We start from the raw sequence: 22,139 nt of genomic DNA, 5'->3' as shown, positions 1-22,139 counted from the left end.
AGAGGGCGGATAAGCTATAATAGTATCTGTTAGTTTGAGGGAAAGCGGTTACACCGCGTCTCAATATGAATAAATGAATATATTAAATGGAGATAAAGCACATGGCAAAAGATAAGTTAATTGGTGTTGACCTTGGTGGCACAACTATTAAATTCGCGATTTTGACGCAAGATGGTGAAATCCAACAAAAGTGGTCAATCCGGACCAACATTCTAGACGAAGGTTCACATATCGTACCTGATATTATTGATTCAATTAATCATCACTTGGATCTATTCCAACTTTCAACAGATCGCATTATTGGAATTGGAATGGGAACGCCAGGAACGGTTGATTTTGATAATGGAACAGTTCGTGCAGCCTACAACCTTAACTGGAGTGGGGTACAAGAAGTTCGAGCACAAATCGAAGCCGGAACTGGTTTGCCACTAACTTTGGACAACGATGCCAACTGTGCTGCTTTGGGTGAACAATGGAAGGGTGCCGGAGATAACGAACCTGATGTTGACTTCATTACACTCGGAACTGGTGTTGGTGGTGGACTTGTTATGAACGGTAAGTTGGTTCATGGTGCTGCTGGATCAGCCGGTGAAATTGGACACGTTGTGGTTGAACCAGATGGTTACCAATGTACTTGTGGAAACAAGGGTTGCTTGGAACAATATGCTTCAGCAACTGGTGTGGTCCACTTGGCGCAAGATGCTGCTGAAAATTATGTTGGTAAGGCCCGCCTTAAGGAAATGATTGATAATGGTGATGAAGTCACTTCAAAGATTGTCTTTGACTTGGCTAAAGAGGGTGACTACCTTGCTAACGAAGTTGTTGATGAGGTTGCGCACTATCTAGGTCTTGCTTGCGCTAACTTGGCTAACATCATTAACCCAACGAAGATTATCATTGGTGGTGGTGTCTCTGCCGCAGGAATTTTCTTGTTGGATCGTGTTAACCAAAGTTTCCAAAAGTTTGCTTTCAGTACTGCTCGTGAAGCGACAACTTTGAAGTTGGCTGAACTTGGTAATGATGCTGGGGCTTACGGTGCTGCTTCAATTGCTTTGCAAAGTGGACGTACAATCGATTAATAACGAAAAAAGAGCCGGAGACGACTCTTTTTTTGTTGAAAAACTATAATTTGGTAAAAATATATCAATGAATACGTTTTAATATGAAAAAAACTGGTAAAATAGTTTAACGAAGATTGCCATTTTGGGTAAAATGACGAAAGGGGGAGTGAAAATGCTTAATCTTATTTTGACTGCGTTATTGACGATTATTGTCGTTTGGTTAGGTTGGACGGCAGTGATGTGGTTATGGACACGGCATTTAGCTAAGACGAGCGCCACTGTGTTGGATTCACAAGATTTTGATGAACAAAGTCGCGGGCACCAAATTTTTGATTTACGTGATTCACAAGCGTTTAAATCAAAGCATGTTTTAGGTGCACGGAATGTGCCATATGCAATGTTGAAAGAAAATCATTCAGCAATTCGTAAGGACCAACCAGCATTCTTATACGATACAAATATGCAAGGGGCCGCTCGGTTAGCGCATACGTTGAAGAAGGATGGTTATGATAACCTATATATCCTAAAGAACGGTTTTGCGACTTATCATGGTCGGACCAAGTCAGAAACGCACGCATAAAAAAAGATATGATGTTTTAGCATCATATCTTTTTTTATATGCAAATATTAGTAACGTGAGGCGTGTGAATGAGCAGCCTTACGGGCAGACTTGAATTCTGTCTCGTCAAACTTAGCTTGCTCTTCTTCCAAAGGTTCAATTTCAATCTTGTGGTAAGTAAAACCTGCGGCAGCAGCGGCAGCAATTGTGCCAGCGATTCCAGTAAGTAAACCAACTCCGAATTTCTTCATAATGGTTAATCCTCCAATTAATTGTTATCATTATTTTAACACACTTAAATTGAAAATAATAATTCAATACAAAGGACAAAACGATGCAAAAAATAATTGTAATCATTGGCCCGACCGCTGTTGGAAAAACGGCGCTGTCGTTAGCCTTAGGACAACAATTGAATGGTGAAATTGTTTCAGTTGATTCTATGCAAGTTTACCGACATCTGGATATTGGTACGGCCAAAGCCACGCCTGAAGAACAAGCGCTTGTGCCACATCATATGTTAGATTTGGTGGAACCTGATCAACCATATTCTGTCGCTCAATTTATTGAGCGAGCACAGGGTGAAATTGCAGCCATTGGGCAACGAGGGCACACGCCAATTATCGTGGGCGGAACAGGCTTTTATATTCAAGCCCTTTTAGGTGATCGGCCACTCGCGAAAATTGAAGAACAGCCGGATCCTGATTTTGAAGCCACCTGGGACGCGCGAGTGCAAAATGAAGGTGAAGCACCATTGCGTCAAGCTTTAGCGCAGCTTGATCCAATTAGTGCGGAACGTATCTTGCCTGGTCAAATTCGCCGATTAAAACGGGCTTTGTTGGTAAGTCAACAAACGGGGCAGCCTTTTTCTGATTTGCAGCCAGAACCCAAGCGGATTTATGATGCGTATATAATTGGTCTAAATACAGAACGGTCTGTTTTGTATGACAGAATCAATAAAAGAGTGGATGATATGCTCGAAGCGGGGCTGCTTGATGAAGCACGTTTGGTTCAACAATTACCTGATTCGGCAACGGCTAAGAAGGCAATTGGCTATAAAGAATTGTTTGGCTATCTTGATGGTACGATGAGCCTTGAAGCGGCTAAAGATGCCCTAAAACAGGCATCACGCCGGTATGCCAAACGGCAGCTAACTTGGTTCAATAATCAAATGCACGATGTGGATTGGGTTGATTTAGTACAAAATCCTGACACGTTAAACGATTTAACAGGAAAAATGCAAGAGTTCATGTCAGAATAGCTGACATTTCATTTTAAATATGAATTTTAGAATGGTATACTGTTTGCATAGGAGGTTTTGATAGATGCCTGAACGAGAATTAAAACGTGATTTAGCAATTTTGCCGATTAGCGTTGTCCGTGAATTAACGGGTCTATCAGACCGCCAAATTCGTTATTACGATCAACAAGGATTAGTGACACCAGAGCGTGGAGCTGGAAAGCAGCGCCGATTTTCTTTGAATGACATTGATCGACTATTAGAAATCGCTGATGATTTGGATAGTGGCCTTTCAGTCGCTGATATTCGTGAATTAGATGCGAAGCATGCGCGTCAAGAAAAAGAGAATCAAGAAGCTGATTTGCGGAAAATTTTTGCTGATGAGTTGATTCGTATTGGTCGTTTTGACGATAACCGTCGCTACTAGGATTTTATCAAGGAGAATCTATTTCATGGCTAAGCATTATACTAAAGCGGATATTCGAGAGTTAATCCAAACTGAAAATGTCGAATTTTTGCGACTACAGTTTTCTGACGTCTTTGGTACGATTAAGAATGTTGAAGTACCAATTTCTCAATTGGAAAAGGTTTTGGATAACAAGGTGATGTTTGATGGTTCATCAATCGATGGATTCGTCCGCATCGAAGAATCAGATATGTACCTTTACCCAGATTTGGATACATTTATGATTTTCCCTTGGGCAACTGACTCACATGGTGGTAAGGTTGCGCGCTTGATTTGTGATATCTATACTGTTGAAGGCGAACCATTTGAAGGCGACCCACGTAGCAATCTTAAGCGTGTGCTTCGTGAAATGACGGATATGGGTTATTCAAATTTCAATTTGGGAACTGAACCTGAATTCTTCTTGTTTAAGCTCGATGAACATGGTAATCCAACGACAAAGTTAAACGACAAGGGTGGCTATTTTGACTTAGCGCCATTGGACTTGGGTGAAAATACCCGTCGTGAAATTGTGTTGGAAATGGAACAAATGGGCTTTGAAGTTGAGGCAGCCCATCACGAAGTTGCTCCTGGACAACACGAAGTGGACTTTAAGTACGCCGACGCCCTAGCAGCGGCCGATAATATTCAAACATTCAAATTAATCGTGAAGACCATTGCGCGTAAGCATGGTTTGTACGCAACATTTATGGCTAAGCCAGTTTCAGGTATCAATGGTAATGGAATGCACGTGAACATGTCATTGTTTACAAATGGCGAAAACGTCTTCTATGATGAGAATGGTGAGGAAAAGCTTTCTGAAACAGCTTATCATTTCTTAGGCGGTATTTTAGATCACGCCCAAAACTTTACAGCGATTACAAATCCAACAGTTAATTCATACAAGCGTTTGACACCTGGCTTTGAAGCACCTGTATATATCGCTTGGTCTGGTTCAAACCGTTCACCAATGGTCCGTGTGCCAGCTTCTCGTGGACAAAGCACACGTTTGGAACTCCGTTCAGTTGATCCAACTGCTAATCCATATCTTGCCTTCTCGGCAATTTTGGCTTCAGGTTTGGATGGTGTTAAGCGTGAGCTACAGCCAACTGATTCAGTTGATCAAAACATTTACTTGATGGATGAATCAGAACGTCGTAAGGCGGGTATTCGTGATTTGCCAGATACATTGTTAGACGCGGTTAATGATTTCGAAAAGGATGAAACCGTTAAGGATGCGGTTGGACAATATATTTCTCGCACATTTATTGATGCTAAGCGTCTTGAGTATCGTTCTTATCGTCAAGAAGTATCTGAATGGGAAATTAACAACTACCTCGAGGATTACTAAAAATAAAAGTTTTCTAAATGTTTTAAAAAAAGTTCTTCATCTTTGGCAGATGGAGAACTTTTTTTGTGGTTGGCGGTATGATAGAGAAGTATAAATAGATTAAAATAACAAAGTTTAAAAACTGGAGGGATTCACAAATGGAGAATATGCCCTATATCCAATCTGAAGTACCGGATAATCAAGAAGTCTTAAATAATAAATTAAAAGCCAAGGTGAGCTACATTGAAAATGTCGCTACGGCTTTGAATCAAGGTGATGACCGTCGTGTCTATGAATTGATTGATAGTAAGAAATATAATGAATTAATTCGAGGCGTTGAACATGCTGATGATAACTATGCCCTTTCAAGTTTGGTAGCTGATTTGCAACCTGATTTGAGTCATCATTTAGGTCAAAAGCTAATTGCATATTTGTCAGAAGTCTTCCCATTTTTCTATTATCAAGAAAGCAATTTGGGCGTGTTTGAATTGTATTTTGGTAATTGGTGGGACCGGGCTTACTTTGGTCGTTTAGATCCTATTAATGTCCAATTTAAATTCAAGGCTGAAGAATATGAAAAATTAGTTGAATCAGTTAAGCTTGCTGCCCAAGGTGAACGTTACCATGCAGCACAAATTGACGAATTGACTAAGAAGAATGAAGAATTACAAAAGTTAGCTGACACACAAGATGACCGTAACAGCCAACGTAAAGAATTGGAACGTCGCCTAGATGAATTAGAAGACAAGGGTGGCTTCTTTAACCGTTCTGCTAGTGAAGAAGAACAAGCTGAGGTTAAGGCACAATTGAAGAAGTTGGATGAAACTGATCAACAAGTCGCCGATGTTCCAAATCAAATTGAAGCTAACAACGCGAAAATTTTGGAATACTCAAAGGAAGATACGATTTTGATCTATGAGCAACGGGCCATTAATGAACAATTTGGTTCATTTGATGAATTTAATGCCAAGGTTAAGGCGCTTTATGTTGATTATGTGAAGCACTTGGCCGAGCAAGCAGGAGGTTTAGAAGATGCCTAATCAATTACAACAACGTGTTTCAAATTACGTTGATTTATTGAACAATGATATCGTTGAAATTCAAAATAATTTAAATGATACGCAAACGCTGGCGGAAAGTAATGATCCTGAGACTTTACATACGACAGCCGAACGCATGATTCAACGGCAAATGAATCCAGCTTGGGTGCAAGTACCCCGTCAATATTCAGCAGCAGATGATTATTTAATTGCGATGGACCGGTTCATGCAATTAGCTGGTGTAGTTGGCTATAGTATTTTGTTGCCCGTTGATACAGAAGCAGTTACGTTGGTGATGACTGATTTGAATACGCCAGCCGCTTTTGCCTTTGAAACCAATAATGATCAAAATGGTGGGGCTTTCTTTACTGAGTTATCTACTGGAGAACGGCTATTCTATTGGTCACTAGAACGAAAGCAAATTCTCTTTAATGCACGGGGCATTGTTGACTTATTGGTTGATCGTTTCAGCAAGAAGAATGTGACCGTCAACCAAAATCGTGTGATTGCAGCTATGCTAACTGAATTTGGTCGTTATATGGAACGTGTCTTTGGTTATAAGGTCGACTTTAATATTCTTGAAACCTTAGACGATTATCATTATGATTTGATTCAACATGCCGAACCAAAGGGAATGTTAGATAAGTTGTTTGTGTTGTCAGGTGAAACAAACTACTTCTTGCAAGGAATGCCTAATGGTGCCGCCATCATGTTGGGTGATCAAACAGAAGTTCGTATTTTCTTCATCAATGATGCGAATGCCCTAGGGGCACAACGTTGGCATTTCCAAGTGGTTGATGGGCGTGATCAATATTCTTGGTTAGATGTTTTGTTCAATTATGACTTTATTGCTAAGTGGTATTTGGACGAACAAAAGACGATGGAAATTGCTTATGATGAACTTGTCTTTGCCGTTCAAAAGTCGCGTCCTGTGGACATTCAATCAATCTTTACGGCGCAACAAGGTTTGATGCCAATGATGCCACAAGATATTGAAGCTGAAAAAGCCAAAGCCGCAGCTGCAGCCCAAGCTGAACAAGATCGTTTGGCACAAGTAGAAGCGGAAAAGGAGGCGCAAGCTAAGGCGGATGCACAAGCAGAAGCTGACCGCACCACTGAAGCTGATGATGCAGAACAAGACGATGCCGATGAAGCAGCGGTAACGCGTGAAGTGACAACTGATGAAGGTGAATTTGAAGTTGGAGCGGAAGCTCAACCAGTTGCTGATGATGCTGAAGAGGCTGCTGAGACACCTAATGAAACTAAGACAAAGTCATTTGATGAAGAAATTCAAGAAGCTTTGTCATCATCGAATAATTCAGAAGGTTAAGCGATGTTATTAGATTTTGCAGCGTATTTACGTGAAGCACGTGAGATGTATCGAGAAGTGGCCGGTGAGTGGGAGCGTCCATTGCCAAAGGATGATTTAATCTTGAATGATTATTTGAATTTGGATGTGACTTTGAGCCAATTGATGCAACAAACGCGGGCATTGAATCCGGATGTGCCTAACCAGGCACAACCAACTGATCAATCTGTAGTTGATACTTACGCGCAAGGGCTAGTGCAATTTTTGTTGATTAGCTTAAAGCAACAATGGACGCACTTGATGGTGTTAGAAGACGACGATTTAGCGCAATTCAAGCGCTTCCCACAACGGCATCTGTTGCATCAATTTGATGGCATCAAAACGATGTTGTTAAATAGCTATCATCAAAAGCGCCAAGCTGATTTTTCACACGCATGGCGTTCGTATCTAAAACTAGGCTTGAATGAATTAGATTTGGATCCAACGGAATTGGACCAAAGTGTGCGACAGATTTTGGCCGCAGAGAATTAGCTTGTGCCAAAGCTATATTCGCATTATAATGTTTAGATGGTTGTTGAAAGACAGCCATCTTGTTGGACCTATAGCATAACTGGATAATGCACTCGGTTTCTACCCGAGCGACTGTGGGTTCGAGTCCCACTGGGTCCATTTGCTGTGTTAAGATAAGGCTAATTATGTGCTGGAAGCGTTGATATAATGGTGTTTTCGTAAAATGGGGTAAATTAGTTTAAACTAAATTGTGTTGTTTTTGAGTGGTGTTTGTGTTGCGTTTTGTGTTGTGAAATTGAATAAATTAGCCTACTAAGCTTGTCCGTCATCCATGGGGGGTGGCGGTTTTTTTATTGTTAAAAGTAGATGAAGTTTGTAACGGTATTGTTTCAGTAATTAACAATTACTCAACAACCAAAATTTAAAGTTGATTTAAGCTAAAAGCACTCTGTAAAATCTGAAAGGTTGAAATTTAATTTATAGAGAAGAGGTATTTTTTATGTATGCATTAGGAGAATATTGGACACAAATGTTTGACTACACTGATCGGACTGAGCGTAAACCGTTCTGGATTGGATATTTAGGGAATGGTGTATTAGTCGGTGTTATTTATATCTTTTTATCATTTATCATTGGAGCAGTTACGGGCTTTGTTGATGCCGATGAAAATACGATGGAAGCAATTGTGATTATTGTTTTAATCATTTTATATTTAATTTATTGGATTGCTGGTTTGGCTGCTCGGACGCGTCGTTTACGAGATGCAGGGTTCAATCCGTGGTGGATTTTATTGTCGTTTATTCCAATTGCGTCCGTCGTGGTTTTCATCATGTTATTCTTCCCAACGAAAGTTACAACAACGCAATACAATGCCGGTCAACATTTTCAGGATGTAGTAAAGGAAAAATAAAAAATGATTTTACAAGACATTTTGAATTATTGGAAAAAGATGTTTAATTACAATTCCCGTATCTCAAGAACGGAATTTTTTGTAGGTAGTATTGTAAATGCTATCTTAGGTTTTCTCACTTATTATATTTTGGCCTATGTTCTTGGATTTATCGGCGGGTTAACGGATGCTGACCTCGGAACATTGGAAGCAATTGTTTTATTTTTGGTAGTCATTTTTTGGGTTTTATATACTTTAGCTGGTATTAGTGCATTAAATCGACGATTACGTGATGCAGGATTTAACCCATGGTGGACTGTTGCCAATTTTTTTCCAGTTCTACAACTGGTTCCATTTGCAATGAGTTTTTTCCCATCGCGATTACCTAAAAAAATACAAGCCACTAATCGAACGATGACTAGGACATAATGGAGAAAATAGATGAGAAGAAAGCACAAATTGAGGCGTATTGTTAAGCAAGTAGGCTTAATGGGAGCAGGGATTTTAGTACTTTCAACTATTGGGACGTCTGTAATTTATGCGGCCGGTGTTATGAACATTAACTATACAGGTATATTACCCAATGGGTTAAAGACAACTGCTAAAGGGACAATCCGTTCAATTGATGATATTAGTAATGGAAACTTAAAAGTTAAATTGACGACAAAATCTGAAGATGACCCGAAAAAATTAAATGATTATGTTGTGAAAGGTGCCCTACAGGTTAATGCTAATTCAAGTTTCAAATTGTTAAGTGGAAAACCTGTTGAGAGTGCACAAAATAATTATCGCTTTGATCCCAAAGATAAGAATAGTCCTATGCCAAGTGTTTTGATTACGAATATTGGGGAAACCAAAGCTGGTCAAAAAATTGATGCCGTATGGACCATGACGAGTTTTAATAAACCTGATGGCGAGAGTAAATATTCTCAAGAAAAAACAATGGATGTGGTTGACGAGGATGTCCAGGCAGAAGCAAATAAGATGCGTAATGTGAAGGATACGGAGTCAAAAACATTAGGGAAGCTGGCTGAACAGCAGGGCTTAGCTGGTACACAAACGAAGCAGACTGATACTGAATCCGCTGAACGGCATGATGAGACTAACGATGATGATAAAGCCAAAGAGGATAGTTCAAAAGCAGCTAAGAATCAGGTTGAAAGTCAATCGATTAAGACAGACAAGAGTGAACAAACTAAGGCAGATTCGAAGACCAGTGAAGCCGAGACAAAGGCAGTTAATAATAGCTATGTGCGAATGAGTGTTGGTCAAGGTGGCGCCTTAAGTGTCAATATGCGTGAAATGGGTGGCGTTGACTATACCGTTAAATTCTATAAAGCAGGAACTCGGACGCCCCTTAACTTATTAATGTATCCTGTTGTGAATGATATTGACTATTCACAAGTATTCGGAATTAAAAATGCGACGTTACTAGGGCATGGTTCTAACATTACAAGCCCGGATGGGAACACTTTAGTATCAGATAGTTCAGGAACTGATGGGTTAGTAGATTTTCCCAATGGTGGTGGTGTCTATCAATCTTTTGGTAGTGAATTGAATGTGCACTATAACTCTAAAGGTCTAAATGGTGTCAATATTGGTGTCAATGGATTTGATCTATTAGGTAGTTATGGGTCAGTAAAAAATATTGAAGTTAGTAAGCCTGATTTTGGTCCAGTGAAGATTCCAAAAGCTAAATGGGAAATTGATGAAAAAGACTTTAAACCAGGTAAGGAGGTTAAGGCTAGCTTTGTCCAGCCAATTAATCATTTAGATAAAGATATTAACCATCGCTATAAAAACTGGGAGACAACTTTAACGGTTCCGCAAGCAATTAAGCAAGCGAAAATTAAAATGGTTGATGCTCAAGGCAATGCGATTCCAACAACGCAAAAGGATTTGGGGAATCAACGTTATCAGCTTAGTGTAAGTTCTGAAACGATGAAGAAACTACGTTTTGCAGGAGAAACTTATCATTTTGAAATCACAGGTCAATTGGATGATCAATTAGTTGATCAAACAGTATTAGCATTTAAGGCTGATACGAATATTGATGGAATTAAAGATACCATTCAGTATAAAACGAAGCCAATTGAGCACAAGAGTTCTGTGAAGTTGCATTTCAAGTTCAAAGGGACAAATCAAGAAATTGCGAAAGCTAAAGAGATAAAGGTTGGTTATGGTAAGCCTTGGCAGGTTAAGTTGAAAGAACTAAAAGGGTATACCTTAGATAAGCAAAATTCAGCTAAGCTTTCAGGCGATAAGGTTAACTTTAAGAACAAAGAAATTACACTCTTTTATGAACCTAAAGCTCAAAAATTACAGGTTAATTATTTAACTGAAGATGGGAAAAGTTTAGGCAAAAATGATGTTAAAACAAAATATCATGAAATCTATGGGACATCATCTAAGGATATTGATGATGTTTATTCACTGATTACAGAAAAGTTACCTAAAAATGCAGCAGGCTTCATAAATGATCGTGATGAAAAAGTTAATTACTATTACCGTAAAACACGCGGTTATTGGGTTGAACTAAACTATGGGGCGCAAGCGATTACTCGAGTTGATTATCATGGCAATATTCGTTCAAATGGCATTGAATATAACGATGGTGAAATTATCACTCTGGTTAATACAGAGAATGGTGTCGATGTACAGCATGATCGTAAAGGTCAAGGGGCTTTGACTGATAAGCCCCTTGGAATTGGACAATCAACGACTTTTCGTGCTGCCAATGGTGATATCATTAAGATTACGGTGAATAGTAGCCAGCAAGCAATGATTTATCGTGATAGTTTTGGTTATAAGATGAAGACTGACATTAACCAAGGAAACATTACGAATACAACCGGCGTTTATAATGGTGGTGAAACATTAGCACAAGAGTATATTGACGTTGTGAACGGTGTTACAGGCACGAAGATTAGTCGCCAAATTAAAGATTATTCACAAGATGGCTATACAGCGACTTCCGAAGCAGTTACAAAAGGTAAAGGCCAACGGAACACTTCGGCCGTGAATACTGCTGGAACAAGCTTTAAACGGTCAGCTAAAGTTGTTTCTGCAACACCAAAAGTTGCGCAATTCAGTATGCCGGTTAATGATGAAGTAGCTGACGATGACGAAATTGCATTGGAAATAACAGATCCAAAGCTGGAATATACGGACGAACTAAAAGGTTCAGCGGATCAAGTTGGCGAAAAATCTAATCAATTTGGAGCTGGTCCGACAGGAGATATTGTTGACGACCAGCGCGCAAATCAAAATTTGACTGGTAAGCAGGAGGTTAAAGTCTACAAGGGTAAGCAACTTGTAAAGCAAGGTCAGATTAAGAATGGCGAAAAGTTGAAGATTGAAGCTATCGAAGATGTGCCGGATAAACAAGGTAATAAGCAAGATAGTCAGTCAGCAGAGAAGCGGAAAAGCAATCCAGCAAAGCAAGCTGGTAAGTCAACTGTAGAGCATCACCCAAATAAGCAACCAAAGCCTCAAGGAGAGCCAAAGCATAATTCAAATGCAAAAGCGGGTTCAGCCTCTGATAATGCTAATCCAAAACCAACCATGCCAACGGATGCAAAAGGAAACTCAGCTGAAAAAGGGTCTAATTTTGAAAAACGTTCAGGCTTTTTGCCTAAAATGGGATGGAATCGGGCAACATGGTTAACAGTATTAGGTAGTGTAATCTTGAGCTTTCTGGCTGTTTTTGTTATCAGTCGGTTCGTATGGAAAAAGTATAAGGACCACGGAGGTAAAGGAAATGCCTAAGTGGTTTAAAAAGTTTTTAAAGCGATTTAATATCTTCATGGTGGCAGTACTGGTAATCAGTACTCTAGGTGTCTTACCGTCTGCTTTAACGCCAAAACAAGTGAAGGCGGCCGAGAAAGTTTTAGATGGCCGTTATCAAAAGAATATTGGTGAAACTGAAGTATATGGGCAGCAAAATGATCAAAAGCCACGTTACCAAAAGACAACCAAAGTTGATTATGATCGACCAGGAAGTAGTAAAAAAGTAGCCAAGCCGACAACATATGGTTTTTGGGGATTTTTGAAGAAAACTGCGAAGAAGATAGGGCGGGGGATAAAAAAGACTGTTTCTCGTGGTTACAAAGCAGTTAAGCGCTTTACCGCGCCAATTTGGAAACCTATTAAACGTGTCGTTAGCAATGTTTGGCGTCCGATTTCACGCGCAGTTAGCAATGTCTGGCGTCCAATTTCACGTACGGTCGGCAACTGGGGTAGAAAAGCTGCTAGCTGGGGATATAATCGGACAAAAGCTGCGAAGAAGGCTTATAAAAAATGGGTTGCCAAAAAGAAAGCCGCTAAGCGAAAAGCTGAAAAAAAGCGAAAAGCGAAACTAAGAGCCAAAAAGAAGAAAAAAGCTAAAAAGAGTCTTACAAAATTCATCAAATCCTTTAAAAAGAGCTTAAAAAAGAGTACTAAAAAGCTTAGAAAGAGTATGAATAAGCAGCTTTCAAAGGTGAAGAAAGCTTTGAAGGGAATCGCAAAATTAGGTCGTAAGTTAGGAAAGAGTTTTGCGAAGAATATAAAAAAGGCTTTTGGTAAACAATTTAAAAAGATTCGAAACTTACAACGACGAATGACCTATTTAGTTAAAAATGCCGGAAAGCATTCAGCTAAGTGGATTAAAAATCAATTGCGATCTTTAAAGAAGATACAAAAGAAGATCAAAAAGCAGATTAAAAAGCTCGTTAAAAGAACGAATAAAATTTATAAAAAGACGCTTAAAAAGGCTAAACAATTAAAACGTGAAGCGCAACGAAAGCACAAGAAAAAAGGCCATAAGAAGAAGTCCCCATTACGAAGCTTAACGAATTGGTTGGGTAAGACCGCTAAGAAGGTTGGAAAAAAGGTCGTAAGTACGTATCATGCGACAAAGAAATGGGCTAAACAGAATAAAAAGGTATTACTTGATGCGGCCGATATTGCCGGTGATTTTATTGGGGCCAAAGACGCTTGGATCTTAGTGACTGGAAAAGACTGGCGAACGGGAAAGAAAGCATCTCGTGCTCAAGCAGCGGCTTGGCTAGTAGTTGGGTTCACTCCTGCAGGAAAAGCAGCTAAAGCGGCTAAAATTGCGGGAAAAGCTGTGTCAAAGTCAGGGCGTCTTTCAAAGACACTTCTTAAGTCTAAACGAGGTGGCTCTGCGCTTCGCAAGGGCGCAAAGAGCGGAAAACGGTTTAAGCCGAAGTCCAAGAACGGCAAGACTGGAAAGAGTAAACGAAACCAAGCGATTAGTCGGATAAAGTCACGACGTGCCGAACGCAATGCGCCAGTAAAGCAAGGCATGTTGCTGGTTAAACAGATTAACCCAAAAACTGGTCAAATTAAGGTGTTCCGTATACCGGGAATGTTAGTCAAAAAGCAGGTTAAAAGTGGAAAAACGGCTGCTAAAAAATTGACGGGTAAACAAGGTATAAAAAGCACAAAGAAGACTCCACAATCTAATATACCTAAGTATAAAATTAGTAAAAAGCCTAAACCAATAGCTAAAGTTACCAAGAATAGTGAAGGTAAAACAGTACGATTTGTAAAAAATGGAGAACAAATTGCTAAAACAGGTAGGAATGGACGTAAGGAACTGAAAGTAAACATTGCTTATAAAACTGGTAAGTCTGGTGCAGAACATACAACTGATAGCTTAGGGCGAATTGACCGTGTGAACCTTAAGGAATTAAAATGGTTTAGTAAGGATAAAAGAATGAAGAGAAATGGACACTCTCAAAAGGTAGTTGGACGGGAAGATAGATTACCTGGCGATCATGGTGGGCACCTTATTGGTCATCAGTTTGGTGGTTCTGGAGATTTGGACAATTTAGTTGCTATGAGCTCTAACCTTAATAAATCGGGCGGTAAATGGTTTGAAATGGAAAAAGAGTGGGCTGCGGCGATTAAAAAAGGTAAAAAAGTAACGGATATTAGAATAAGTCTAACTTATCGAGGAAAATCACAACGACCAAGTAGTTTAAAAGTAACTTATAAGATAAATGGTGTTAAAATTACTCAAAACTTCCCCAATAAATAAGGAGTTATTGAATGGAAAACAAGATGAATGAACTCAAAAATATTTTCAATATCATAAAACCTTTTGTAAAAGATAAATATGTAAAGCAAGTTTGGTTTTTCGGGAAAAGTTCAAATGGATGGGAATCGGCTGACTTTTGGTATATAAATTCTAATAATGAACTTGTGATTTTTTCACAAGATATTGAAGATGATAAAGCTTTCGATGATATGATTTTTGAAGTTGAAAACTTAAAAAAAGTTTTGAAAGCTGATGCTGACATTACATTCAGGTACATGGTAGTTAAATATGAATTTATGAATGGTGAAAAAATTGAGGAAATAGAATTAGATGATATAGACTGGGTAGACGAGGGTTATGATTCTTTGGATATACTTAACTATTATTTAACTAAAACAGTTGGAGAAAGTTATGTGTTAGGATATCCTGAAGAAAAGGATGTATACTTGGATATAGTTCATAAAATGCAAGAACATAATCAATAGGCGAATTTAGAAGACAGTCATTAAAATAATAGCTGGCTTTGCTATAGTTATTGAACGATGAATTTAAAAGGAGACCTTATGAGCTTTTTTTCTAGAATTTCAAGAAAAATAGAAGAAGTTAATACTGGTAAAGCAGCCCCCCAGGAGTTATCTGATGAGTTGTATTTGAATGAATCTAAAGCTGAAGAAATTTGGCATGATATGCAACCGAACCTTGTTAGCAACGTTGTAAAAGCTGTCGACGATTCAGTCGAACGTGCATTTATTTTTGTTGATTTTTCGGGTGACGCAACAATTGAAACATTTTTTCAAGTTGATGGAGAAATCGTTTCATGGGAGCAATTAACGAATTCAAGGTACGTGGATAAAATACAAAACCAGTTGATGGTGCAGGCACAAGATATTGCAGATTATGTCAATGGATTATTTAAGCAAGAAGGGCGTTCAAAAATAAAGTATGCTGAATTACAATACGAAGCCGCTTCAGGAGCATGGTTTAGCCATACTATTTACGAAGGAGCGGATGGAAGTGAAATTTCACGAGAGAAAATCCTAAGCGGCTGGTATGATTTACTTAAAACTGAAGTGCCTAAATATGCCCTTGATAGTGATGAAAAATTACCTTGGTTTCCAAATTAAGAGGCATGGTTAAAAAAGAGCTACCTTAACGGGTGGCTCTTTTTTATGTTGAAGTGTAAATTCAAATGAATGGTCTTTGATAAAATATATATTTATCTAGGTGAGCAATAAGAATTCGATGATAAAACTTCGTTTAACTGCATGATTTATGGTTATCAACTACAGGCTGCAGTAACTTTTTCTCGGTTTGATCAGTATCGCCATTATCGACGTATGCTTTTTTAAAATTTTGCCTTCGCTTTATTAATGTGATTAGTCGTTGTGTGATACTCATAAACTAGCGTTTCAGCAGGTTGATCCTCATTCTTAAAAGCGATAACAATAGCTATTTCAATTATTCTTGGCGCTATGGGTGTGTTCTTAATACGATTGGCTAAGGCTGATTATATAAGACGCAGTGATCCCAATTGCAAAAAGAAAAACGACCATTCAAAAGAATAGTCGTTTACCACGTTAATACTCAACACTTACGGCGTTAGGTATGGTTCAGATACCTAGCGCTTTTTATGTATATTATTATCTACTTAACACAGTTAATTGTCAACGTGATGAGACAAGTCAAATACAACAAAATTACTTAATAATAATTGACTATAGGTTGTTGCTCTGAAAAATCATAGGTAGGCTTAAATGCATCCCCGAAATTGGCCTATGCAATGTTTAGTAGCTGTTGATTTCTTCTAGTGGTTAGACCGGTAATAGCGCTAATATCCCGCAAGGGTAAGCTAAGCACATAGCGTAAAAAAATTACGTTGCTTTGCTTGTAGGGCATGCTAAGAAATATCTCAAATACTTGGCTAATAATCTCATGACCGAACTTGCTATTTTCTCCTATTGGTTCAGGGAGATACATATATTCACGGTTGTAGTGAGCCATTGCTAGCAGGCGTGGCCATTCAGTATTAAACCACTTTCTAATTGCTTGAATGTTCATGCTTGCGCTCCTCATAGTATTCAGTAATAGGTTTCATCATGGCGTCTTCAGTAACGTCATTATCCCCAAGAACTTTATAACGCCTAGTGAAGCGGTTAGCTAGGGCTCTAGCTTCTTTTTCAGTGATATTGAACTGTTGAGCAATAGTGCTAGGCGGATTAATAGACTTATTAGTCTTGCCGTACATTTCAGCGATAATATTTTGTTCTTCTGGTGTGAAGTAGGTGAGTGCTTGTCTAATGGTGTCGCGTTGATTTATAAGCAACGGAAGGGCTTTAGAATGTGTCTGAGTGTATATGTCATTAGACCGTTTACCAGCTTTATAATCATCCACTGTTTTTTGGCATGAATTAATCCTAAATTCAGTTGGATCAATATAATACATTTTAAAAATTTCTGCGTATTTTCCCATTCTTCTTTACCTCCCAAATGGTACAATTGAAACACCGAGAACATTTGAAGGCGCCTAGCATTTGCAGGGCGTTTTTTATTTTACAGCAAAGTGATAACTGTGATTTGGGACTAAGTACCTGTATTTTTCTCCAACATCTCATCCCCGGTATTTTCCAATGAAGGGTTACCATTTTGCGTTGCAGTATCTTAGCATTTCTTAGTATGTAAAGCGCTTATCCAATGCGGAATATAGTGCTTAAAACTCCTTCAAATGGGCTTTGTGAGTGTCGCAACCAGTACAACGTTTTTGAGACGCGTTGCAGTTTAGGGGTGCACTTTTACATAAAAAAAAGAACCTAGTTTCAGTGATGAATATTCCGGATATTTTCCAAGCTATTGACGGTATTTTCTTACCCTTTTTTCGGTAGTTTTTGGCGCTTTTTCAAAATACAAATGCCTTTATACCGGCGTTTTTAGTCCATTAGGTACAAACTTTTTACCTTTTGAAACTGTCATATATCGAGAGAAAACCGTGACATGCATGGTTAGTCCAAAAACGTTTTAAGGGGCGGGGGATGTTTTCTAAAACGACGGCAAACTTGATATTTTATAAAAACAAAACATAAGTATATCAATGCTTTGGGGATTTACCCCCCCTCTACCTAAAAGTTTAAAAATTGGCCTGCGTGCAAGACGTGACACCTTGACTAGCGGTATCCTTTTCAAACCCATACCCGGGGTAAAAATGGACAAAAAAAGAACAACCCTTAAAAAAGGTTGCTCCTTTCATTATTTCAAAGTTTGATTAGCGAGCTGTAATGATAATAACCTAGGCTCGTCATTGGGCACATCCATGAGCGTTTTACCATAGTCGGCAATCAGCTTTTGTCTAAAGGCGTCAATGATTTTAAATTTATCACGGCGATTAGCTTGCTTAACTTGTTTGGCCAAAGTGTCATCAGCTTTATGAATGAGTGCGCGACTTTCACGAATGCTTAACACTTGTTTAATGCGACTAAGTGGCTGATTAAGTTGTTTGGCGATGTCCTCAATAGTCATCCCCTGTTGGCGGTACTTAAGATATTGATCATAGATAGCTTGTTCAGACATTCTCGTATAGGTTGCATGTTCTGAATGCTTGGAAAGTAGGCGCTTATGTTCTTGGTTAAACCTAGCCACCATGCCATTTTGATAATAGTAATTTTTACCGTGTGGACTTTGATACATAATATCAGCCACGGATTGGCCAGCTAATCGTTTAGCCTCAAAGTCTTTGTATTCTTGTTCATCCATGGTTTAAGCTCCAATCACATCGAGATAATTACGTGATAGCTTAGCAATCTCTTTAAAGTCAGAGGGATGAATCGTTTGATATTTCATCAGGGCAGAAAAATTGCTAATGGTTTGACGATTAACCGCATTTGGTTCGCTCGTGTCCATTAAGTAAGTCATGGATACAGCTAATACATTGATTGTGCCATTCATTAATTCTATTGCTTCTAATTCATTAAGCTGGGTGCCGTCAGTTAATACGTTATCTTGCCAATGCTGTGTAAACCAACCTAAAGCATTGATTGCATTTTCTAACATGAATGGGTTAGTTACGACTTGGCTATATTGTGCTTGTTGCCAAGTGATAAAATCTTTTTCGTTATTGTTGATGAAATTCATGAGTTTATTGTTCATTGGTCGGATTCTCCTTTGTATGTAGTAATTTACTACATGTTTACTACTTGATTACTACAAATATTATTGGCGGTATCCATTGGCGCTCTGAAGGTTTTGGAAATTTTACTACAATTACTACCTTTTTTTGGAATTACCCCACACACACTTGTATATATATAGGGGTTATTTTCTTTATTCTCTATACGTGGGAACTATAAAATAATGTAGTAATTGTAGTAATGTCTTATAAATGCCTTTATATCAGTAAAAAGTGTGTAGTAATTTTTGTAGTAACGATGTAGTAATGTGTAGTAATTAATCTTTGTAGCCGAAATTTTTTAGACGATTGCGTTTAGCCTTGCTATAGTCGTCAATGAGTTCATTGTCGACGCTTTTTCCGTATCTTGGAGTTATTTCAAATTCAAAACCTTTTTTATTCATGGCTTGCGTAAACTCTTGTGCAGTCATCCGATCATCAGCTTCTACATCAAGAAATTCATTAAAGCGGTCTAGTAGATACGGACGACTAGCCCCGTATAGCCCTTCAATTGGCACGATATACATATCGGTAAAATGCTGTACATAATCGGTACTTTGTAACCACTCCTCTGTGCGTGCCTTTGTTTCAGGTAAGATAGTGAGCTCTTTATTGGCCATGGCTCGCTTTGCTTGCTTAATGGAGTAACTTACAAACTTCGGCAGTTCCTTTAACATCTTTTCCATGCTGTACTTGTCTTTAAATGCCTTCGGGTTGTCCATGGTTGAAATGGCGGGAGCGCCTGCATGCAATAAGACAAAACGCCGTCTGAACTCTGGTTCGTTCTCGATTGCTGGTAAATTGTAGTTAGCTGAAACGATAAACTTAGCAGTATTGATAAATGTGTAGGGCTTCTTGCCTTTAGGGTTTGCACCGACTGGGTCGCCACCAGTTAGCTTTTTAATGAGGTTTAAGCCATTCTCTGTGATGTACGGGTCGCTTTCGGCAATGATATTAACTTGCTTGCGTGATAGTTCATCAAGGAAACGGTCTCCGTCTCGTCCGTCCAATTGAGAAATAGAATAACCGCCGGCATATTGGCCAAACGCTTGCGATAGGGTGTGCAAGAGAGTGCTTTTACCATTTCCACCAGTTCCTTGGATAAAGACAATGTTATTCATAGTAGCCATATCATTAAAGAACATATAGCCAAACCACTCGCTCAACGTTTGGACTTCATCTCCAAGTAAATGTTTAGCATACTCATAGACAAGGCCACCTTGATCACTATCTTCATAGTTAATCGGTAAAAGTTTTGTGATGTAGTCGTCTTTATTGTGGGGATGCATTTTATTAGTAGCTAAATCAAGGGTACCATTGGCAAAATTAGCGTAATTCTTCTTATCAAATTGAACGGGTTGCTCTTTGGTCATACCTGCCTGTACATAGCTATAGATTTTAGACAGGATAGGGTTAGGGAGCTTACTATAAAGTTTCACGGTCTCAATTTCATCAATGCAAGCCGTTTTAATCACTTCTTTGGCTTCTCGTTTGCTATCGTATTCTTCCCAATGTTTGCCAGTGTATAAAATACCGTTTTTATATTGAGGTGTGAAAATCAAGGGTAGTTTTTGCTGAATGGCCTTTAAAAACTGTTCATAGTTAATACTGTGGGCAATTTGTTTAGTTTTGGGGTCATAGTGGTGTAATAGCCACTTGGGGGAAATGTCAGATAATTCAGTGAGTAGTTGGTCTAAGTCATCAGGCAATTCTTTAGTATCATCTAGTGACTTGGTAATAAAATCATTGATGTGTTGCCGTGTTTCCCAATAAGTAACATGGCGTGGTTTACCATGCTGTTGTGTGATTTGCTGTTTCTCTTCATCGGTTAGCGTATCAGCCAATCGTGAGTGTTCTGTTGTCATGTAATGGGTTCCTTTCTAGTAATGCCAGTGTTGCAGCCAACTTTTAAACTTTTTAGTGAGTTCACGGTCAGGTATCGGGGCTGTTCCTCGATTGTTGGTATCTTGGACAGCGTCAGCAGTTAAATCTATATCGCCTTGCGTATTCTTAAAGACCCAACCGCCAATCGTCGTTAGCATATTGTCCCAACCGCCGAAAGCGGTGTAATGGCTCTCGGGATCAAGTAGGGCACGGATAATTTTACGGTTGTTTACTGCCCACCTAGGAGTATTGCTATTCACGGCAGGGGTTGGCAGGTTCTTTGATTGATTAACCTTAGGTTTTATTAGGTTTTCGTACTTACTCAAAAAGAAGGCAGTATTTAAGGCTGTGCCGTCATTTTCAATAATTGGCGCATTGTGGGCGTTCTGCGTCGTTTTAACATAAAGTCCTTGGAGTTGTTTGAATGCTTTATGCAGGGTCAGCTTTGAGACGCAAGTAATGTGTTAAGACTTGCCACACTTGGCTATATTCAGTGGGCGTTAATTCAACGTCTAAGGGGATAGCTACCCGTAAGCGTTCACCTTGCTTGATGGCGTTGTTAATTGTGGGATAAATAACGTGGTTAGTGCTGAATGCGCCTAAGAAGGTAGCGATATGATTAGCGTTTGTTTGGTAGTCTTTACTGCTGTCGTCCACATCAATAAATAGGATTGAACGGCTAGTAATGTCACTCGTGCCACGTTCGAGGCCTGTGCTCGTGCCATAAATTGCATAAGGGGCATTTGTATGCTTGTAGGTGTCTAATTGATTGGCTGTGAGGTTATTTAAATTAGGTGGATTAGCGACTGCATTTAGGAGATGGTGCCAGTCATCCCCATTGACTTGTATATATTGACGTTGCATGACACCTTGCGTTGTATAGATCATAAAAGCCCCCTACGAATACCTTCCAGTAAAAGGTTCAGTGCGTATTCTTGTTCATCTTGTTTTAAAGGGGGAGTCAAGACGATTATTTAAAATGCTAACCATACGTGTTATGGAGTCATTTGCATTGTTTTCAAAAATTAGTGTAGCTGTGACGATTGCATGCATATAAAAAAATATGCGGTCGTTGTTCCAAGGGTGTAGATATAAATCAAGATATTCACGAGTGCCCCTAACTCTACCGTTTGTTGATATATGGTTGTTATTTTGTTTATCTTCATGCATAATTAATTTGCTCCTTAAAAGCTAAGAGTGTGTTATTAGGCAACTTTGGTCGGATGCTAATAACGAGAATAATAAGCTGGTTGTGTTTCTTCCGTTTCACACATCGGCTTTTTCTTTTGACCAAAATTCTGTTAAATCAATTTGAAGTAAGGTATCAACTCGTTTTAATTCAGCATTTGCTTGTCGACTTAATGGACGTACGGCATTCTGTAATTCTTGTGGGGTCTCAATTAAGTAATAGCCTGTTGGTTCATTACGACTTGAGCCAATTTGGCTCTGATTTTTAAGGATTAAATCGTTGATAATTTGACTAACCAAGCGAGGCGTCACTTTGAATTGCTCGCTTTGTTCCAGTAGGTAAATTAATTCATCTTGTGGTCGTGGTCGCTCAGCACCTTTAGGCAGTAAATCATAAACGGCTTGTTGCAGTTTGCTTAATTTAGGCATATTGGGTACCTCCTAGAATGAATGCCGTGAGTTGTTGTGTGGTTGGTTCTTTGTGC

Annotated in this window: 23 protein-coding genes and 1 tRNA gene; 15 read left to right on the top strand and 9 right to left on the bottom strand. The window is 39.0% G+C overall.

Going from position 1 to position 22,139, the window contains the following annotated elements:
* The first annotated feature begins 101 nt into the window (after positions 1-101).
* Both JOC36_RS00835 and JOC36_RS00830 read left to right on the top strand, forming a co-directional pair.
* A complete protein-coding gene (locus JOC36_RS00835) occupies positions 102-1,079 on the top strand; it encodes an ROK family glucokinase (protein ID WP_205144614.1) in 978 nt (325 codons plus the stop codon).
* Between the two features lie 154 nt (positions 1,080-1,233).
* A complete protein-coding gene (locus JOC36_RS00830; RefSeq protein WP_239517487.1) occupies positions 1,234-1,641 on the top strand; it encodes a rhodanese-like domain-containing protein in 408 nt (135 codons plus the stop codon).
* 47 nt (positions 1,642-1,688) lie between these two features.
* On the opposite strand, the gene JOC36_RS00825 is transcribed toward JOC36_RS00830, so the two are convergent.
* On the bottom strand, positions 1,689-1,871 hold the full coding sequence (locus tag JOC36_RS00825) for a DUF3042 family protein (RefSeq protein ID WP_205144613.1): 183 nt from the start codon (positions 1,869-1,871) through the stop codon (positions 1,689-1,691).
* 83 nt (positions 1,872-1,954) lie between these two features.
* On the opposite strand from JOC36_RS00825, the gene miaA reads away from it, so the two are divergent.
* The 13 genes from miaA to JOC36_RS00760 all read left to right on the top strand — a co-directional run bounded on the left by miaA (position 1,955) and on the right by JOC36_RS00760 (position 15,550).
* Positions 1,955-2,878, top strand: coding sequence for a tRNA (adenosine(37)-N6)-dimethylallyltransferase MiaA (gene miaA / locus JOC36_RS00820; protein ID WP_205144612.1), 924 nt, complete (start codon positions 1,955-1,957; stop codon positions 2,876-2,878).
* 64 nt (positions 2,879-2,942) lie between these two features.
* Positions 2,943-3,284 carry a MerR family transcriptional regulator gene (locus tag JOC36_RS00815; protein WP_205144611.1) on the top strand — a complete coding sequence of 114 codons (342 nt, stop codon included), beginning with the start codon at positions 2,943-2,945 and terminating at the stop codon, positions 3,282-3,284.
* A gap of 25 nt (positions 3,285-3,309) precedes the next feature.
* Positions 3,310-4,653, top strand: a complete 1,344-nt coding sequence (gene glnA / locus JOC36_RS00810; protein WP_205144610.1) for a type I glutamate--ammonia ligase — start codon at positions 3,310-3,312, stop codon at positions 4,651-4,653.
* Between the two features lie 137 nt (positions 4,654-4,790).
* On the top strand, positions 4,791-5,672 hold the full coding sequence (locus JOC36_RS00805; RefSeq protein WP_205144609.1) for a hypothetical protein: 882 nt from the start codon (positions 4,791-4,793) through the stop codon (positions 5,670-5,672).
* Positions 5,665-7,002, top strand: a complete 1,338-nt coding sequence (locus JOC36_RS00800; protein ID WP_205144608.1) for a hypothetical protein — start codon at positions 5,665-5,667, stop codon at positions 7,000-7,002. Before JOC36_RS00805 ends, JOC36_RS00800 begins: the two co-directional genes overlap by 8 nt.
* Before the next feature lie 3 nt (positions 7,003-7,005).
* Positions 7,006-7,512: a dUTPase gene (locus JOC36_RS00795; protein WP_205144607.1), complete on the top strand. Its 507-nt coding sequence runs from the start codon at positions 7,006-7,008 to the stop codon at positions 7,510-7,512.
* Positions 7,513-7,576: 64 nt separating this feature from the next.
* A tRNA-Arg gene (locus JOC36_RS00790) sits at positions 7,577-7,650 on the top strand.
* 340 nt (positions 7,651-7,990) lie between these two features.
* Positions 7,991-8,401 carry a DUF805 domain-containing protein gene (locus JOC36_RS00785; protein WP_205144606.1) on the top strand — a complete coding sequence of 137 codons (411 nt, stop codon included), beginning with the start codon at positions 7,991-7,993 and terminating at the stop codon, positions 8,399-8,401.
* Between the two features lie 3 nt (positions 8,402-8,404).
* The gene (locus JOC36_RS00780) at positions 8,405-8,809 is read left to right on the top strand and encodes a DUF805 domain-containing protein (protein ID WP_205144605.1); all 405 of its coding nucleotides are present in this window, start codon (positions 8,405-8,407) and stop codon (positions 8,807-8,809) included.
* Between the two features lie 12 nt (positions 8,810-8,821).
* Positions 8,822-12,148 carry a MucBP domain-containing protein gene (locus JOC36_RS00775; protein WP_205144604.1) on the top strand — a complete coding sequence of 1,109 codons (3,327 nt, stop codon included), beginning with the start codon at positions 8,822-8,824 and terminating at the stop codon, positions 12,146-12,148.
* The gene (locus tag JOC36_RS00770; protein ID WP_205144603.1) at positions 12,141-14,426 is read left to right on the top strand and encodes a DNA/RNA non-specific endonuclease; all 2,286 of its coding nucleotides are present in this window, start codon (positions 12,141-12,143) and stop codon (positions 14,424-14,426) included. Before JOC36_RS00775 ends, JOC36_RS00770 begins: the two co-directional genes overlap by 8 nt.
* A gap of 11 nt (positions 14,427-14,437) precedes the next feature.
* A complete protein-coding gene (locus JOC36_RS00765) occupies positions 14,438-14,911 on the top strand; it encodes a hypothetical protein (protein ID WP_205144602.1) in 474 nt (157 codons plus the stop codon).
* A 57-nt stretch (positions 14,912-14,968) separates the two neighbouring features.
* Positions 14,969-15,550 carry a hypothetical protein gene (locus tag JOC36_RS00760; RefSeq protein WP_205144601.1) on the top strand — a complete coding sequence of 194 codons (582 nt, stop codon included), beginning with the start codon at positions 14,969-14,971 and terminating at the stop codon, positions 15,548-15,550.
* Between the two features lie 649 nt (positions 15,551-16,199).
* Here the strand turns inward: JOC36_RS00760 and JOC36_RS00755 are convergent.
* The 8 genes from JOC36_RS00755 to JOC36_RS00720 all read right to left on the bottom strand — a co-directional run bounded on the left by JOC36_RS00755 (position 16,200) and on the right by JOC36_RS00720 (position 22,083).
* Entirely contained in the window at positions 16,200-16,484 is a 285-nt protein-coding gene (locus JOC36_RS00755; protein ID WP_205144600.1) for a sigma-70 family RNA polymerase sigma factor, read from the bottom strand.
* Positions 16,465-16,896, bottom strand: a complete 432-nt coding sequence (locus tag JOC36_RS00750; RefSeq protein ID WP_205144599.1) for a hypothetical protein — start codon at positions 16,894-16,896, stop codon at positions 16,465-16,467. The genes JOC36_RS00755 and JOC36_RS00750 overlap by 20 nt, the downstream gene beginning before the upstream one ends.
* A gap of 770 nt (positions 16,897-17,666) precedes the next feature.
* Positions 17,667-18,170, bottom strand: a complete 504-nt coding sequence (locus JOC36_RS00745) for a hypothetical protein (RefSeq protein WP_205144598.1) — start codon at positions 18,168-18,170, stop codon at positions 17,667-17,669.
* A 3-nt stretch (positions 18,171-18,173) separates the two neighbouring features.
* The gene (locus tag JOC36_RS00740) at positions 18,174-18,563 is read right to left on the bottom strand and encodes a hypothetical protein (protein ID WP_205144597.1); all 390 of its coding nucleotides are present in this window, start codon (positions 18,561-18,563) and stop codon (positions 18,174-18,176) included.
* Between the two features lie 297 nt (positions 18,564-18,860).
* Complete coding sequence (locus JOC36_RS00735; RefSeq protein WP_205144596.1) at positions 18,861-20,447, bottom strand: DNA primase family protein; 1,587 nt, start codon at positions 20,445-20,447, stop codon at positions 18,861-18,863.
* 15 nt (positions 20,448-20,462) lie between these two features.
* On the bottom strand, positions 20,463-20,624 hold the full coding sequence (locus JOC36_RS00730; protein WP_205144595.1) for a hypothetical protein: 162 nt from the start codon (positions 20,622-20,624) through the stop codon (positions 20,463-20,465).
* 271 nt (positions 20,625-20,895) lie between these two features.
* On the bottom strand, positions 20,896-21,354 hold the full coding sequence (locus tag JOC36_RS00725) for a hypothetical protein (protein WP_205144594.1): 459 nt from the start codon (positions 21,352-21,354) through the stop codon (positions 20,896-20,898).
* A 378-nt stretch (positions 21,355-21,732) separates the two neighbouring features.
* Entirely contained in the window at positions 21,733-22,083 is a 351-nt protein-coding gene (locus tag JOC36_RS00720) for a hypothetical protein (RefSeq protein ID WP_205144593.1), read from the bottom strand.
* Positions 22,084-22,139 lie beyond the last annotated feature (56 nt).

It is taken from the genome of Weissella uvarum, assembly GCF_016908785.1.
In the GTDB taxonomy this organism is placed as follows: Bacteria; Bacillota; Bacilli; order Lactobacillales; family Lactobacillaceae; genus Weissella; species Weissella uvarum.
Note: the sequence above shows the minus strand (reverse complement) of the source record. Positions and strands in the feature narration are given on the sequence as shown.

Coding starts and splice junctions, on each gene's coding strand:
- JOC36_RS00770 (WP_205144603.1), top strand. CDS start 12,141: ATGCCTAAGTGGTTTAAAAAGTTTTTAAAGCGATTTAATATCTTCATG.
- JOC36_RS00740 (WP_205144597.1), bottom strand. CDS start 18,563: ATGAACAATAAACTCATGAATTTCATCAACAATAACGAAAAAGATTTT.
- JOC36_RS00775 (WP_205144604.1), top strand. CDS start 8,822: ATGAGAAGAAAGCACAAATTGAGGCGTATTGTTAAGCAAGTAGGCTTA.
- JOC36_RS00730 (WP_205144595.1), bottom strand. CDS start 20,624: ATGCTAACGACGATTGGCGGTTGGGTCTTTAAGAATACGCAAGGCGAT.
- JOC36_RS00795 (WP_205144607.1), top strand. CDS start 7,006: ATGTTATTAGATTTTGCAGCGTATTTACGTGAAGCACGTGAGATGTAT.
- JOC36_RS00760 (WP_205144601.1), top strand. CDS start 14,969: ATGAATTTAAAAGGAGACCTTATGAGCTTTTTTTCTAGAATTTCAAGA.
- JOC36_RS00785 (WP_205144606.1), top strand. CDS start 7,991: ATGTATGCATTAGGAGAATATTGGACACAAATGTTTGACTACACTGAT.
- JOC36_RS00835 (WP_205144614.1), top strand. CDS start 102: ATGGCAAAAGATAAGTTAATTGGTGTTGACCTTGGTGGCACAACTATT.
- JOC36_RS00805 (WP_205144609.1), top strand. CDS start 4,791: ATGGAGAATATGCCCTATATCCAATCTGAAGTACCGGATAATCAAGAA.
- JOC36_RS00725 (WP_205144594.1), bottom strand. CDS start 21,354: ATGATCTATACAACGCAAGGTGTCATGCAACGTCAATATATACAAGTC.
- JOC36_RS00735 (WP_205144596.1), bottom strand. CDS start 20,447: ATGACAACAGAACACTCACGATTGGCTGATACGCTAACCGATGAAGAG.
- miaA (WP_205144612.1), top strand. CDS start 1,955: ATGCAAAAAATAATTGTAATCATTGGCCCGACCGCTGTTGGAAAAACG.
- glnA (WP_205144610.1), top strand. CDS start 3,310: ATGGCTAAGCATTATACTAAAGCGGATATTCGAGAGTTAATCCAAACT.
- JOC36_RS00755 (WP_205144600.1), bottom strand. CDS start 16,484: ATGAACATTCAAGCAATTAGAAAGTGGTTTAATACTGAATGGCCACGC.
- JOC36_RS00780 (WP_205144605.1), top strand. CDS start 8,405: ATGATTTTACAAGACATTTTGAATTATTGGAAAAAGATGTTTAATTAC.
- JOC36_RS00815 (WP_205144611.1), top strand. CDS start 2,943: ATGCCTGAACGAGAATTAAAACGTGATTTAGCAATTTTGCCGATTAGC.
- JOC36_RS00750 (WP_205144599.1), bottom strand. CDS start 16,896: ATGGGAAAATACGCAGAAATTTTTAAAATGTATTATATTGATCCAACT.
- JOC36_RS00825 (WP_205144613.1), bottom strand. CDS start 1,871: ATGAAGAAATTCGGAGTTGGTTTACTTACTGGAATCGCTGGCACAATT.
- JOC36_RS00720 (WP_205144593.1), bottom strand. CDS start 22,083: ATGCCTAAATTAAGCAAACTGCAACAAGCCGTTTATGATTTACTGCCT.
- JOC36_RS00800 (WP_205144608.1), top strand. CDS start 5,665: ATGCCTAATCAATTACAACAACGTGTTTCAAATTACGTTGATTTATTG.
- JOC36_RS00830 (WP_239517487.1), top strand. CDS start 1,234: ATGCTTAATCTTATTTTGACTGCGTTATTGACGATTATTGTCGTTTGG.
- JOC36_RS00765 (WP_205144602.1), top strand. CDS start 14,438: ATGGAAAACAAGATGAATGAACTCAAAAATATTTTCAATATCATAAAA.
- JOC36_RS00745 (WP_205144598.1), bottom strand. CDS start 18,170: ATGGATGAACAAGAATACAAAGACTTTGAGGCTAAACGATTAGCTGGC.